Genomic DNA, 14140 nt, shown 5'->3' with positions numbered 1-14140 from the left:
TAGGAAGCAATCGAGATGTCGACGCAATACCGCAGCTTCGTGGCGGGCCAATGGCAGGACGGCGGCGAGCCCGTCGCGCTGTACAACCCGTCCGACCTCCAGGAGGAGGCCGGGGTCTACATGCATGCCCCGGTGGAGATGGTCAACCAGGCCGTGCGCGCGGCCGAGGAGGCGCTGGATGCCTGGCGCGGCCTGCACGCGATGGCGCGCAGCCGCCTGCTCGACGGCATCGCCGACGGGCTGGTGCGGCGGCGCGACGAGCTGGCCATGGCGATCGCGCGCGAACAGGGCAAGCCCCTGCGCGACGCGCTGGCCGAGGCCACGCGCGCCGCCGATATCTTTCGCTATTTCGCCAGCGAGACGATCCGGCAGAAGGGCTACACCTATGCGTCGATCCGCCCCGGCGTGCGGGTCGAGGTGCAGCGCAATCCCGTGGGCGTGGTGGCCCTGGTCACGCCGTGGAATTTCCCGGTGGTGATACCGGCCTGGAAGGCGGCCGCGGCGCTGGCCTACGGCAATACCGTGGTGATGAAGCCGTCGGAGATCGCGCCGTGCGGCGCCTGGATCCTGGCCGACGTGATGCGCGAGGCCGGCCTGCCCGCGGGCGTGTTCAACCTGGTGCTGGGCGCGGGCCAGGCGGGCGCCGCGCTGGTGGCGCACGAGGCGGTCGCGGCCGTCAGCTTCACCGGCTCGGTGGCCACGGGCAAGCGCATCGCCGCCGCCGCCGCGGGCAAGCGCATCCAGCTCGAGATGGGCGGCAAGAATCCGCTCATCGTGCTCGATGACGCCGACCTCGATACCGCCGTGGCCTGCGCCATCGACGGGGCCTTCCTGTACGCGGGGCAGCGCTGCACCGCGTCGAGCCGCATCATCGTCACCGAGGGCATCCATGCCGCCTTCGTTAAGCGGCTGCTGGCGCAGACCGCCAGCCTGGCCGTGGGCCACGCGCTGGACGAGGCCACCGTCATCGGTCCGGTGGTCAACGCCGAGCAGTTCGAGAAAAACCGCCGCTATGCCGACCTGGCGCGCCAGGAGGGCGGCACGGTGGCCGGCGGCCGGGCCCTGTCGCGTCCGACCCGGGGCCATTACTTCGAGCCGTGCCTGGTCACCGGCCTGGACAACAGCGCCACCGTGTGCCGCGAGGAAGTGTTCGGACCGTTTGCCTGCGTGCTGACGGCGCGCGACTACGAGCACGCCCTGGCCATCGCCAACGATACGCCGTTCGGCCTGTCCAGCGGCCTGTGCACCACCAGCATGAAGCACGCCCAGCACTTCAAGGCGCACACCAAGAGCGGCCTGGCCTCGATCAACACCTCGACCTCGGGGGTGGATTTCCACGTGCCGTTCGGCGGCAACGGGGCATCGAGCTACGGTCCGCGCGAACAGGGCGAGTTCGCCATCGAGTTCTTCACCACGCTGAGAACGGTGTACATCGGCGACTGAGCGCCGCACCGGCTTTCGGATCAAACAAGTCTGGAGTAGTCATGCTTCACAACGCGCTGCGCGGCGTCAAAGTGCTGGACCTTTCGCGCATTCTCGCCGGCCCCTGGTGCACGCAGAACCTCGCCGACATGGGCGCCGAGGTCATCAAGGTGGAACAGCCCGGCAGCGGCGACGATACGCGCGGCTGGGGGCCGCCCGACCAGACGTCGCCCGACGGCCAGGCCTCGATGTCGGCTTATTTCATGGCCTGCAACCGCGGCAAGCAGTCGATCGAGCTGGACTTCTCCCGGCCGGACGGCGCGCAGACGGTGCGCCGGCTGGCGGCCGAGGCCGACATCCTGGTCGAGAACTTCAAGGCCGGCGGCCTGGCCAAGTACGGCCTGGACTATGCCTCGCTGGCGCGCGTGAACCCGCGCCTGATCTATCTTTCCATCACGGGCTACGGCCAGAGCGGCCCCATGGCCGGCAAGCCGGGCTACGACTACGTCTTCCAGGGCATGGGCGGCCTGATGAGCTATACCGGCCAGCCCGACGGCATGCCGGGCGCGGGCCCCTTGCGCACCGGCGTGGCGGTGGTGGACCTGATGACCGGCATGTACGCCACCTCGGCGGTGCTGGCCGCGCTGCGCCAGCGCGACCAGACCGGCCAGGGGCTGCCGCTGGACATCTGCCTGCTGGATGTCGCCGTGGCGCTGAACGCCAACCAGGGCGCCAACTACCTGGTGTCGGGCAAGGCGCCGCAGCGCACCGGCAACGCCCATCCCAACTGCGCGCCGTACGAAGTGTTCGCGTGCGCCGACGGCCACCTGATCCTGGCGATCGGCAACGACGGCCAGTTCGCGCGCTTCTGCAAGGTCGTCGGCCATCCGGAGTGGGCCGGCGACGCGCGCTACGCCACCAACAGCGCCCGGCTCGAGCACATGCCCACGCTGCGCCCCATGCTGGCCGCCGCGCTGGCCGGCGCGCCGCGCCAGGCCTGGACCGATGCCTTCGACGCCGCGGGCGTGCCGTGGGGGCCCATCCACACGCTGGACGAAGTGTTCGCCCATCCGCAGGTGCGGCACCGCGAATTGCTGCAGACCGTCCGGCATCCCGTGCTGGGCGAAATGCGCCTGGTGCGCAACCCGTTATTGGCCGGCGCGCCGGCCCACGCGCTGCAGGCTTGTCCGCCGCTGCTGGGCGAGCACAGCGCGGCCGTGCTTGGACACGACGCCGCCGCGGCCCGCGCCACCGAACCTTGATTTCAGGAGTACAGGAATGACCAACGCAGTGTATTCAGGGGCCCATGCGCAGGCCGTCATCGAAGACAACGGCATCGCCACGCTCATCATCCGCGACGCCGGGGTGCTCAATATCCTGGGCACGCCCGTCATCGAGAGCCTGCGCGAAGCGCTGGCCTGGCTGAAGGAACAGCCGGGCGCCCGCGTGGTGATCCTGCGCGGCGCCAGCGACCGCGCCTTCATCGCCGGCGCCGACATCGCCGAGATGGCGCAGCTCGACGAGGCCAGGGCGCGCCGGTTCATCTCCGGGCTCAAGGCCTTGTGCGACGATGTGCGGCATCTGCCGGTGCCGGTCATCGCGCGCATCCCCGCATGGTGCCTGGGCGGCGGCCTGGAGTTCGCGCTGGCGTGCGACCTGCGCGTATGCGCCGACACCGCCCAGTTCGGCATGCCGGAAGTCAAGGTCGGCATTCCCTCGGTGATCCACGCGGCGCTGATGCCGCGCCTGATCGGCGCGGCCAACAGCGCCTGGATGCTGCTGGCCGGCGAACTCATCGACGCCCGCCAGGCGCTGGCCTGGGGGCTGGTCACGCGCAGCGTGCCGGCCGAGGAGCTCGACAGCGCGGTGCGGCAAATGGCCCTGGGCCTGGCGCAACTGGGCCCGGCCGTGCTGCGCCAGCAGAAGCGGCTGCTGCGCCGCTGGGAGAACATGTCGGTGGATCAGGCCATCGACGACAGCGTGGCCGAATTCGGGGCCGCCTTCAACACCGGCGAACCGCAGAAGTTCATGAACGAATTCCTGGAAAGCAAGAAGAACCGCAGCCGCTGAGCGGCCGCTCAGCCGGGGGCGGGCCGGGTCGCGGACACCGCCGGGTCGCCCAGCAGGTGCGCGGTCACCTGCTTCACAATGGGCGACAGCGGGCCCTCCGAGGCCGTCACCAGCGTCAGCTCGCGGCGCGCCCAGGGTTCGTCCAGCGGCGCCACCGCGATGCGCTGCTTGTCCAGCGCCTCGGCCGCCACGCTGCGCGGCACCAGCGCCACGCCCACGCCGGCTTGCACCATCGTCAGCAGGGCCTCGAACGTGTGCGCGTGGATGCGCACCCGCGGCGACTTGCCGGTCAGCTTGGCCATGTCGCGCAGGAACACGAAATTGCTGCTGGCCCGGCTCATGCAGACGAACTCGATATCCAGCACCTCGGCGAACTTCACCGGCCCGCCGGCCGCCACGGGATGCGCGCGCGGCGCGGCGATGACCAGCTCGTCCAGCGCATAGCGGGTCGGCAGCACGCCCACCGACTGCGACTGCCCGGCAAAAATGCCGATGTCCGCCTCGTGCCCGGCAATGGCCGCCTCGATGGTATTGCTGGGGCGCTCTTCGAGCAGGATGTTGACCTGCGGATTGGCGGCCAGGAAGCGCCCCAGGCTGGGCACGATGAAACCGTTGAGCGAGCTGCTGTTGGCGAACAGCTTCACGCTGCCGCGGATGCCGCGCGCGAAACTGCTGACCTCGCCCTGCATGGTCTCGACGCCGGCCAGGATCGCGCGCACGTGCTTGAGCACGAACTCCCCCTCGGCGGTCAGTTCCATGCCGCGCGCCTCGCGCTTGAACAGCGGCACGCCCAGCGCCTGCTCCAGGTTCTTCAGGCGGTAGCTGGCGGCCGAGGTCGTCAGGTGCACCGCGTTCGCGCCGCCGGACAGACTGCGCGCATCGGCAATCGCGACGAATAGACGCATATCGGTAAGTTCGTATCGCATCGGGCGCAAGGGGGCGGGCGTGGGGAAGGGGTATTTGAACATATGGATACGAGGGCGCTTCGGGCATGCACGCGCCATGGAACCCTCCTATACTCCAGACCACGCCCGGAAACACCACGAACGCCACGACAAGCCGGTTTGGCGGCCGGCCGCAAAGGGGAGCGAAAAACGTGTTGCACAACCAAGGCAGGCGCGCACAGCCCATGCAGCGGATCGTGCGCCACGTGACGCTGGGCCTGGCCCTGGCCTGGCTGGCGCTGGTGGCGGGCCTGGGCTGGTGGATCTCGCAGCGGATCGTGACGGCGCAGCTCGACCGGCTGGCGGCCAGCGCCGAGTACGAGGCCAGGACCACCGCGCGGGTGATGGACCGGCTGTTCACCGAAATGGTCAGCGTGGCCAATATGGTGGCGCGCCAGGGCCAGGTCACCGAGCTCGCCGCCCGCTACCGCACCGATCCGCCCGGCGCCGCCGCGCTCACCCGCCAGCAGCGCGCCGCGCTCTTCACGCGCGACCCCCTGGTGCGCAAGGTGGGCGATTTCATGAACGCGCTGGCCAGCGACCTGCGCTACGCCCGCATCTACATGAACAACATGTCGGACGACACGGTGACGGCCAGCAATTGGGCCGAACCCGACAGCATCGTCGGCATGGTCTACGCGGGCCGGCCCTATCTGATCGACGCCCTGCGCACCGGCAACGGCTATTCGTTCGGCATCGCCCGCCTGAACAAAAGCCCTTCGTATTTCGTGGCCAGCCGCATCGAGGACGCCAACGACACGCCGCTGGGCTCGGTCACGGTCAAGTTCGACGCGCCCGAGGTGGCGCTGTACCTGACGGGGCGCCATACCGCGCTGATCGTCAACCCGCAGGGGCGCGTGATCACCGCGTCCGCCGGGCCCTTCATGCTGCGCAACGTGGCCGCGCTGCTGCCCCCGGGCTCGGTACTGCCGCCGGACGGCGAAGAGGCGCCGGGCGAGCCCATGGACGTGCGCGCGGCGGGCGGCGCCGGCCGCGCCGAGCAATGGCTGATCGACGGCAAGCCCTACCTGGTGCGGCGCCAGCCGCTGTCGGGCACGCATTACCGCCTGCTGACGCTGGCTTCGCTGGAACACCTGGCGCCCCTGCGCACGCAGCACGTCTGGATGACCACGCTGGTCGCGGCGGTCGGCCTGGTGGTGATCCTGCTGTCGGGCCAGGCGGCCCGGCAGATGGTGATGCGCCGCCAGGACGAACGGTATGCGGCCAACTACGACGCCCTGACCGGCCTGCCGAACCGGCGCGCCGTGCTGGCCGAGCTGGGCCGGCTGTTCGCGCTGGCAAACCGCTTGCAGCAGCGCGTGCTGGTGGCGTTCATCGACCTGGATGGATTCAAGTCGATCAACGACACCTACGGGCACGAGATCGGCGACAAGTTCCTGGTCGAGGCCGGCCGGCGCATGTCGGCCGGCCTGCGGGCCAGCGACACGCTGGGCCGGTGGGGCGGCGATGAGTTCGTGGTGGTCGGGCTGGTGGCGCCGTCCGCGTCGACCGACCCGGACGCGGCCGCCGCGGCCATGCGCGAGCGCCTGGCGCCGCTGCTGGTGGGCGCCTACCGCTTCGCCGATTGCAGCTTCGATTATCCCGGCGCGAGCCTGGGCGTGGTCAGCGTCGACCCGGCCGCGAGCTCCGTGCAAGCCGTGTTGAAGGACGCCGATCGCTTGATGTATGCGGACAAGCAGGCAAGGCGGGCGGCTGGCGTGATGGACGGCGAAGGGGCGCTGCCCGCCTGAGGGGCCGCCGCCCGCCTGCCGGCCGGGGCGGTTTGGCAGCGGCCTGCGGCGTTCACGGCGTTACCTGGTAGCCGCGCTGCTGCATGCAAGTGCTGTAGGCGGAGGACGCGGCCGTGCCTTGCTGGGCGTCATTCCTGCGGTCCTGGCGGCGGTCCTGGCGCTGCCGCGAGCCGCCCACGACCATCCCCGCCGCCGCGCCATCCTTGGCCTTGTTCTGCCGGTACTCCTGCTTGACGTCGTCGTCCACCCGGTCGTAGATCTCTTCGTGCTGGCGGCCGCGCACGCCCGCCACCGCCGCGCCCGCGGCCGCCCCGGCGGCGGCGCCCCGCACGCGGCCGCCGGAGCGCGAACCGTCGGTGCCGGCGCTGCTGGTGCTGGTGCTGCCCGCCTGGGCCTGGCAGGCGGCCATGTCCTGCTGGGTGGTTTCGGGAGACTGCCCTTGCAGCGGTGTCACGGTCTGGGCGGCGGCGCCCAGGCCGAACAGGCAGAGCAGGGAAGCCGCACAGGGGAATATGGACTTTTTCATGAAAAACTCCATCGATGTTCAGGGGCCCTGGATGATGCAGTGTAGCGCTGCGCGACGCATCGCTGACGCGGGCCCGGCATTGCGAGTAAGGTACGGAGTTGAAGGCCTTGATTGCCCGGCACGTCGGCCTGTGCCGCCAGCGGGAACCTGAACATCATGAACACCCTTTGTTTGGCAGTGCGGCCATTGCTGGTCGTGGCCGCGTGCGCGTCGATGGCCGCCTGCGCGGACCATCCGCCCCGGCAAACCGGGATGGACTACCGCAGCCCGCCGGCGGCCGCGACCCAGGGCGCCAGCCGCGCCCCTGGCTCCTCGGGCCAGCGCCTGACCATACAGTCCGGCGAGGGCGAGAAACTGAACCTGCCCTGGTTCATCCAGGATACGCAGGACTGGGTCAACAGCCACTGAGCCTGGCCCCGGTCCCTGCGACCTGCGCGCGGCGCCATGTCGCTCCGTTTGTTAGCATCTGCTCCATGGACCAAGACCCCGCGCTCTCCATCGAACCGCAACTGTCGCGCGCCTGCGCCGTGCTCGAGCGGCGCCTGGCGCCGCATATCGTGGCGATCCATTTGTTCGGCTCGGCGGTGGATGGCGGGCTGCGGCCCCATAGCGACATCGACCTGCTGGTGACGGTGGACGCGCCGCCGGATGCGTCAACGCTGCAGGCGCTGATGCGCGAGCTGCTGGACGTGTCGGCGTTCCCCGGCGCCTCGGCGTCGCTGCGCGCGCTGGAAGTCACGGTGCTGGCGCTGGCCGATGTCGTGCCGTGGCGCTACCCGGCGCGGCGGCTGATGCAGTTTGGCGAGTGGCTGCGCGACGATATCCGCGCCGGCGTGTTCGAAGCGCCTGTGTTCGACCACGACCTGGCCATCCTGCTGACCAAGGCGCGCGCCCACAGCGTCGCGCTGCGCGGCCCGGCCGCGCAGGCGCTGTTTGCGCCGGTGCCCGGGGCCGACCTGGCGCGCGCGCTGCGCGATACGGTGGCGCAATGGAATACGCCGCAGGACTGGGCCGGCGACGAACGCAACATCGTGCTCGCGCTGGCCCGTGGCTGGTACACCGCCGCGACGGGCGGCATCGCGTCCAAGGACGCGGCGGCGGCCTGGCTGCTGGAGCGGATCGCGCCCGAGCATCGGCCGGTGCTGCGCATGGCGCGCGCGGGCTACCTGGGGCAGGCGGTCGACGGGCTGGACCGCTGCCCGGACGCGGTGGCGGGTTTCGTCGCCTGCGCCCGCGGCGAGATCGAACGGATCTGCGCGGCCTGAGCCGTTCAGGCCCGCGTCCGCGCAGCCTCGCGCGATCCTTCCCGCACCCCCGCCGGCACGCCGCCCGCCACGCCCAGGCAGGCCTCCACCAGCGCCGCCACGCCCAGCAGCCATTCGTCCTGGTACAGCCCGGCCGCCAGTTGCAGGCCGACGGGCAGGCCGCCGGTGCTGAATCCGGCCGGCAGCGAAATGGCCGGGTGGCGGGTGAGGTTGAAGGGGTAGGTGTAGGGGTTCCAGTCCAGCCAGTCCTGCGAGGCGGCGCCCTCGGGGGCTTCGCGGCCGGCGGCAAAGGGCAGGATGGGGACGGTGGGGGTGAGCACGAGGTCGAATTGCGCGAGGTGGGCGGCCATGGTCTCGCCCAGTTTCTGGCGGCCGATCATCGCCCGGTAGTAGTCGGGCAGCGGCAGCGCGTGGCCGCGCGCGGCGGCGGCCTGCAGGCCGGGGTCGAGCAGGGCCTGGCGCTGCGGCGGTATCTGCGCGACCAGCCACGCCGCGCCGGCCTGCCAATGGGTGCGGATGAGGCTGTCGCAGCCGTCCAGCGGCAGGCGGGTGTCGATGAGCCGGGCGCCGTGCGCGGCCAGGCGCTCGGCGGCCTGGCCGATGACCGCGGCGACTTCGGGGTCGCAGGCGTCGCGGTCCAGGTGCAGGCCGATGCGCAGGCCTTGCAGGCTGGCGGGCGGCGCGCGTTCGTGGCGCGGGGCGGGCACGGCGTGCCAGTCGCGCGGGTCGGGCTGGCCGATGATGCGCTGCAGGCAGGCCAGGTCGGCGACGTTGCGGGCCATGGGGCCGACGTTGGACAGGGTCAGCATGGGGCCGGCGGGCCAGGCGGGAACGCGGCCGAAGGTGGCTTTCATGCCGGCGATGCCGCAGAAGCTGGCGGGGATGCGGGTGGAGCCGCCGCCGTCGGTGCCGACCTGCAGCGTGCCCATGCCGGCGGCCGCGGCGCAGGCGGCGCCGCCGCTGCTGCCGCCGCTGGTCAGGCGGGTGTCCCAGACGTTGCGGGTGGCGCCGGTGAGCAGGTTGTCGGCCGTGCCCTTCCAGCCGAACTCGGACGTCGTGGTCTTGCCGACGAACACGCCGCCGGCTTCGCGCAGGCGCGCGGCGGCGGGGGCGTCCTCGGTGGCGGGCTGGGCGACGCAGGCTGCGCGCGAGCCGTAGCCGGTGGGCGCGCCGCGCGCCAGCAGGATGTCCTTGATGCCGTAGGTGACGCCGTCGGCCGGGCTGAGCGGGGCGTTGTTCATCCAGCGCGCTTCGGAGGCGGTGGCCTCCCGTAGGGTGAGCGTGCGGTCGAGGTGGCAATAGGCGTTGACGACGGGGTTCCAGCGGTCGACCATGGCCAGCACGGCGCGCGCGTGGTCCAGCGGCGAGACGGTGCGGGCGCGGTAGAGCCGCGCCAGCTCGGCGGCGCTGGCGTAGGCGAGGTCGTGCGGGGCGGGGCAGGCGAGGTCCATGGGGTTCAGTTCTCCATCAGCCTGACCAGCGCGAGCGACAGGCCGGGCACGTAGGCCAGGATGAAAAGCACGACGATGGCGGCCAGCACGAAGGGCAGCACGCCGCGCACGACCACTTCGTAGGGCTGCCGCGATACGGATACGGTGGTGAAGAGGTTCAGGCCGAAGGGCGGCGTGAAGAAGCCCACCACCAGGTTGACGCAGAACACCACGCCGAGGTGGATGGGGTCCACGCCCAGCATGAGGCCGATGGGAACGAGAATGGGGGCGAGGATGATGATGCTCGCGCCCGCGTCCATGATGCAGCCGACCAGCAGCAGGAACACGGTGAGCAGCGCCAGGTAGAGGAACTGGCTGTCGAGGATGGGCGCCAGCTCGGTGGCCAGCAGGGTGGGGATGCGCGCCGAGGCGAGGATCCAGCCGAAGATGCCGGCGCCGCCCAGGATGAAACCGACCATGGACGAAGTCTCGACCGACCCCACCATGACGCGCCACAGGTTGCGCGCCGTGAACTGCCGGTAGCACAGGCCGAGCGCGAGGCTGAGCGCCACGCCGACGGCGGCGGCTTCGGTCGGCGTGAAGACGCCGCCGTAGATGCCGCCCAGGATGACCACGGGCATGAGCAGCGGCGGCACGGCGCGCCACACGACCCGGGCGGCCTGTCCGGCCGTGCAGGCGCGCGCCGGCTGGCGCGGCACGCGCAGCCGGCGCGCCAGCAGGAAGTTGGTGACCATGAAGGCCAGCGCCATCAACAGGCCCGGAATGATGTTGGCCACGAACAGCTTGGGGATGGAAACGTTGACGGTGGCGCCGTAGAGGATGAGCGCGATGCTCGGCGGAATGATGTTGCCCAGCGCGCCGGCCGAGGCGGTGACGCCGGTGGCCAGCTGCGGCGGATATTTCTGCGCGATCATGGCCGGCATCATGATGGCGCCGATGGCCGCCACGGTGGCCGGGGCCGAGCCGGTCAGCGCGCCGAACATGGCGCAGGCGAGGATGGTGACGTAGCCCAGCGCGCCATGCACCCGGCCCACCAGCATGTCGATGAGGTCGATCAGGCGCCGCGACAGTCCGGCTTTCTCCATGAGGTTGCCCATCAGGATGAACAGCGGGATGGCCAGCAGCGGAAACGAGTCCAGGCCGGCCATGACCCGCTGCGGCACCACGATGAGCGGGCGCAGGCCGGTGGCCATGAGGAAGATCGCGCCGCACAGCAGCAGCGAGAAGGCGATGGGGATGCCGGCCAGGAACAGCGCGAACATCAGCGAGAACAGCAACAGGGCGTCTTGCATTCATATCTCCGCGTCGGGGGCGGCGCTGCGGTCCCGCGCCAGGGCGGCGAGGCTTTGCACGGCGATGAACAGGCCGCCCGCCGGCAGCGCCGCGTAGACGTAGCCCATCGAGACGCGCATGGCGGGACTGAGCTGGTTGTGGACGATGGCGATGATCTCGATGCCCTGGACGACCAGGATGGCCGCGGCCGCCAGGATGGCGCCGTTGACGAAGACGGCGTGCGCGCGGCGCGTGCGGCCTTCGAAGCGGGCGACCAGGATGTCGATGACGGCGTGGCCGTTGGCCCTGACCAGCACGGCGGCGCCGAGCATGGTCATCCAGATGAAGCTGTAGCGGGTCAGCTCTTCGATCCAGGGGGGCGAATAGCCCAGCAGGTAGCGGCCGGCGACCTGGGCCGTCGCCGCGAGGGCGATGATGGCCAGGAAGGCGGCGGCCAGCGCCTTGCACAGGACGTCGCAGCCCCGGCTCGTTCTGGCGAGCCCGGCGAGTAGTGCGCGTTTCATGTCGGGGAATCTCTCGGTGGCGGTGGCCGGCCTATTGCGCCAGCGCCTGGGCGCGGGTCACCAGTTCGGGGTCGATGGTGTTCCTGTAGCGTTCGTAGACGGGGGCGGCGGCCTGGCGGAACGCGGCCTTGTCGACGTCGGTGTTGATGGCCACGCCGGCCTCGGCCAGCTTCTTCTCGGTGGCCGCCTCGGTGGCCAGCAGGAACTGGCGCTGCGCGGCGATGGCTTCGTCGGCGGCCTGCTGGAAGGCGGCCTGCTGCTCGGGCGCGAGGCTGGTCCAGATGCGCGCGGACACGACGATGGGGATGGCCACGTAGACATGCTCGGTCTTGGACAGGTACTTGGCCGCCTCGTAGAAGCGGCTGGTGTAGTAGAGCGCGGTGGGGTTCTCGGCGCCGTCGATGGTGCGCTGCTGCAGGCCGGTGAACAGTTCGGGGTAGGCCATGGACGTGACGTTCACGCCCAGCGCCCGCCAGGTGTCCACGTAGATGGGGTTCTCGGGCATACGCACTTTCATGTCCTTGAGATCGGCCAGCGTCCTGATGGGCTGCTTCGAGTTGTACAGGTTGCGAAACCCGCCGTGGCCCCAGCCCAGCACCTTGAGGCCGGTTTTCTCGAGATCGGCCTCGATGCCGTCGGTGAAGGACGAGTCCAGCGCCTGGAAGGCGGTGGGGTAGTCCTTGAACAGGTAGGGCAGGTCGAAGACCATGGCCTTCTTCTCGAAGGCGCCCAGCGCGAAGCTGGCGATGACGCTCATGTCTATGCTGCCCAGCTGCATGCCTTCGGCGACGTCGCGTTCGCCGCCCAGCTGGGCGCCGCCCAGCACCTGCACCTTGACCGCGCCGTTGGTGTGCCGGGCCACGCGCTCGGCGAAGCCGGCGGCCAGGTGGTGGTACATGTCGTCTTCGTTCTCCACCGAAACGTGCGCCAGCTGCAGCGTGCGCGGCTGCGCCCCGCTGGCGGCCTGCGGACGCTCGGCGCCGCCCTTGTCGCAGGCGGCAAGCAGCGTGGCGGCTGCGATGATGGCGAGCGTGGTTCTTGCGGTACGCAACATGGTTGTCTCCTCGTTTTATGAATAGGTGTGCGTGCTAGGCAGGGGCGCCGGCGTAGGCGCCGACGCGGCCGGCCAGCACGTCTTCCAGGAACGGCAGCCGGTCCTGGCCCCAGAACAGATGGCCGTTGCACAGGTAGAAGGGCGAGCCGAACACGCCGTGGCCGATGGCCTCGCGGGTGTTGTCGGCCAGGCGCTGGCGGATGTGCGGCGCCTGCGCCCGTTGCAGGATCGCGTCGGCGTCCAGGCCCAGGCCGCGCGCGATCTCGTCCAGCGTGCGCGGCTCGGAGATGTCGCGCTCCTGCGTCCAGATGGCGCGCAGCACGGCGTTGGCGTAGTCGCCGGTGGCCATGCCCAGTTCCTGCGCCGCCAGGATGGCGCACGAGGCCGGGATGTCGTCGACCGGGTAGTGGCGCGGATGCAGGGTGATGGGAATGCCCAGGTGGTCGCGCCAGCGCTCCAGCTCGGTCACGCGGTAGGCCTGGCGCTGCGTCGAACGCTGCTGCAGCAGGATGCCGCCGGTCTGCGCGTAGACGGCGGACAGCTGCATGGGCTTGTGGCGGATCGTGGCGCCATGGCGGCGGGCCAGTCGTTCGAGGCGTTCGCCGCCGAAGTAGGCCCAGTCGGACACGACGGAAAAGTAGTAATCGATGTGCATGCTTGCTTCCTGGTTGCCGTGGCGGGCGCGGCGGGCCGCCGCGCCTTGCCTCAGTTGCGCGGGATCGCGGTGATGCCGAGCTGGCGCAGCTGGCCGGCCAGGTCGATGTAGATGGTTTCGCTTTCGATGCGCTCGTCGTCGAAGCCGAACACGTTGACCAGGCGCACGTTGAACGACTTGCCCGAGCCGGGCAGGCCGAGGTAGGCGCCGCGGTGGGTGCCGGTGTAGATGGCTTCCATGACGACGATGCCTTCCTGTTCGGTGTAGCGCACCGGGCGCACGTTGAAATCCGGGAAGGCCTGCCACAGTTCGGCGTAGCGCGCGGCGACCTGGTCCTTGCCGCGATAGACGCGGCCGGCCACTTCGTCGCGCACCGGGTTCTCGTCGGCCAGCGTGGCCAGCATCTCGTCCATGAGGTGGCGGTTCTCCACCTCGATGTGCTGCGCAATCAAATCCACTCTCCACGTCATCGAAGTCTCCTTGGGTAGATGAAACAGGACAGCCCGGCCGGCGGCGCCGCGCGCAAAAACGGGATCCCAAAATTTCTAGATCGGGATCCTATTTGGACGGCGCGTGTTTGTCAACGGCGTGCGCCGAATGAATTCGGGCGCAAGCAGGGCGCCGCGCGCGGCGACGCGCGGTCGGTGCGGGGGAGGGAGGCGGCGGCGGCCTAGCTGCGCCGGTCGCGCATGGCCTGCGCCATGTCGGCCAGCGCGCCGTCGTCGAGCAGGCGCTCGGCCAGCGGCAGCAGTTCTTCGTCTTCGCGGCGCAGGTGGGCGCGATAGGCGGCGATGAAGTCTTCGGCCTGGCCGGGCGCGAAGGCGGCGCCCTGGCCGTCGGCGACTTGCTGCAGCACCTCGCGCACGCGGCGCCAGGCGCTGCCCAGGGCGCGGTGCTCGTCGGTCAGCGAGCCGACCAGCTGGCGCAGGCAGACGGCGTCGGAGCCGGCCATGGATTCGATGAGGGCGGGAAACAGATCCTGTTCCTCGTCCTCGTGGTGCTTGACGGCGGCGCTGTCGAAGTAGCGCATGACGCTGGCGGCGGCGGTGCGCGCCGCGTCGTCGCTGCCCTGCGCGCGCAGGTGGGCGGCCAGGCGTTCGAGCGTGGCGCACTGCCGTTCGATGCGGCCGTGACAGGCGGCCAGCAATTGCAGGGGCTGGTCGAAATCGGGGGCGGGCGCGGGAAAGGCGGAGGACATGGCGGCGG

General features: G+C 70.6%; 15 protein-coding genes. 6 read left to right on the top strand and 9 right to left on the bottom strand.

Annotation, left to right across the window (positions count from 1 at the left end):
* The first annotated feature begins 15 nt into the window (after positions 1–15).
* Genes EL288_RS18090 through EL288_RS18080 form a run of 3 tightly spaced genes read left to right on the top strand, consistent with a single transcriptional unit; the run spans position 16 to position 3492 of the window.
* The gene (locus EL288_RS18090) at positions 16–1443 is read left to right on the top strand and encodes an aldehyde dehydrogenase family protein (RefSeq protein WP_010926088.1); all 1428 of its coding nucleotides are present in this window, start codon (positions 16–18) and stop codon (positions 1441–1443) included.
* Positions 1444–1484: 41 nt separating this feature from the next.
* Positions 1485–2684 (top strand): CaiB/BaiF CoA transferase family protein, encoded by a 1200-nt coding sequence (locus EL288_RS18085; protein WP_003809108.1) that lies wholly within the window; start codon positions 1485–1487, stop codon positions 2682–2684.
* Positions 2685–2700: 16 nt separating this feature from the next.
* Positions 2701–3492, top strand: coding sequence for an enoyl-CoA hydratase (locus EL288_RS18080; protein ID WP_126621999.1), 792 nt, complete (start codon positions 2701–2703; stop codon positions 3490–3492).
* Positions 3493–3500: 8 nt separating this feature from the next.
* Here the strand turns inward: EL288_RS18080 and EL288_RS18075 are convergent, their stop codons facing one another.
* Positions 3501–4418 carry a LysR family transcriptional regulator gene (locus tag EL288_RS18075; RefSeq protein ID WP_003809112.1) on the bottom strand — a complete coding sequence of 306 codons (918 nt, stop codon included), beginning with the start codon at positions 4416–4418 and terminating at the stop codon, positions 3501–3503.
* Between the two features lie 65 nt (positions 4419–4483).
* On the opposite strand from EL288_RS18075, the gene EL288_RS18070 reads away from it, so the two are divergent.
* On the top strand, positions 4484–6187 hold the full coding sequence (locus tag EL288_RS18070; protein WP_033458939.1) for a sensor domain-containing diguanylate cyclase: 1704 nt from the start codon (positions 4484–4486) through the stop codon (positions 6185–6187).
* Positions 6188–6239: 52 nt separating this feature from the next.
* Here EL288_RS18070 and EL288_RS24460 read toward each other — a convergent pair whose 3' ends face one another.
* Complete coding sequence (locus tag EL288_RS24460) at positions 6240–6713, bottom strand: YMGG-like glycine zipper-containing protein (RefSeq protein WP_232018698.1); 474 nt, start codon at positions 6711–6713, stop codon at positions 6240–6242.
* 156 nt (positions 6714–6869) lie between these two features.
* Between EL288_RS24460 and EL288_RS18060 the strand changes: the two genes are divergently transcribed.
* Both EL288_RS18060 and EL288_RS18055 read left to right on the top strand, forming a co-directional pair.
* Positions 6870–7121, top strand: a complete 252-nt coding sequence (locus EL288_RS18060; RefSeq protein ID WP_033458958.1) for a hypothetical protein — start codon at positions 6870–6872, stop codon at positions 7119–7121.
* A gap of 65 nt (positions 7122–7186) precedes the next feature.
* Positions 7187–7978, top strand: a complete 792-nt coding sequence (locus tag EL288_RS18055; RefSeq protein ID WP_033458936.1) for an AadA family aminoglycoside 3''-O-nucleotidyltransferase — start codon at positions 7187–7189, stop codon at positions 7976–7978.
* A gap of 5 nt (positions 7979–7983) precedes the next feature.
* Here EL288_RS18055 and EL288_RS18050 read toward each other — a convergent pair whose 3' ends face one another.
* The 7 genes from EL288_RS18050 to EL288_RS18020 all read right to left on the bottom strand — a co-directional run bounded on the left by EL288_RS18050 (position 7984) and on the right by EL288_RS18020 (position 14132).
* On the bottom strand, positions 7984–9429 hold the full coding sequence (locus tag EL288_RS18050) for an amidase (RefSeq protein WP_033458934.1): 1446 nt from the start codon (positions 9427–9429) through the stop codon (positions 7984–7986).
* A gap of 5 nt (positions 9430–9434) precedes the next feature.
* On the bottom strand, positions 9435–10721 hold the full coding sequence (locus EL288_RS18045; protein ID WP_033450980.1) for a TRAP transporter large permease: 1287 nt from the start codon (positions 10719–10721) through the stop codon (positions 9435–9437).
* Positions 10722–11225, bottom strand: a complete 504-nt coding sequence (locus EL288_RS18040) for a TRAP transporter small permease (RefSeq protein WP_015040373.1) — start codon at positions 11223–11225, stop codon at positions 10722–10724.
* A 31-nt stretch (positions 11226–11256) separates the two neighbouring features.
* Positions 11257–12279, bottom strand: a complete 1023-nt coding sequence (locus tag EL288_RS18035) for a TRAP transporter substrate-binding protein (RefSeq protein WP_033451843.1) — start codon at positions 12277–12279, stop codon at positions 11257–11259.
* Positions 12280–12313: 34 nt separating this feature from the next.
* Entirely contained in the window at positions 12314–12934 is a 621-nt protein-coding gene (locus EL288_RS18030) for a 2-hydroxychromene-2-carboxylate isomerase (RefSeq protein WP_003809123.1), read from the bottom strand.
* 50 nt (positions 12935–12984) lie between these two features.
* Complete coding sequence (locus tag EL288_RS18025) at positions 12985–13404, bottom strand: nuclear transport factor 2 family protein (RefSeq protein ID WP_003809124.1); 420 nt, start codon at positions 13402–13404, stop codon at positions 12985–12987.
* Positions 13405–13604: 200 nt separating this feature from the next.
* Positions 13605–14132 carry a hemerythrin domain-containing protein gene (locus EL288_RS18020; protein WP_003809125.1) on the bottom strand — a complete coding sequence of 176 codons (528 nt, stop codon included), beginning with the start codon at positions 14130–14132 and terminating at the stop codon, positions 13605–13607.
* Positions 14133–14140 lie beyond the last annotated feature (8 nt).

It is taken from the genome of Bordetella bronchiseptica, assembly GCF_900636925.1.
In the GTDB taxonomy this organism is placed as follows: domain Bacteria; phylum Pseudomonadota; class Gammaproteobacteria; order Burkholderiales; family Burkholderiaceae_B; genus Bordetella; species Bordetella pertussis.
Note: the sequence above shows the minus strand (reverse complement) of the source record. Positions and strands in the feature narration are given on the sequence as shown.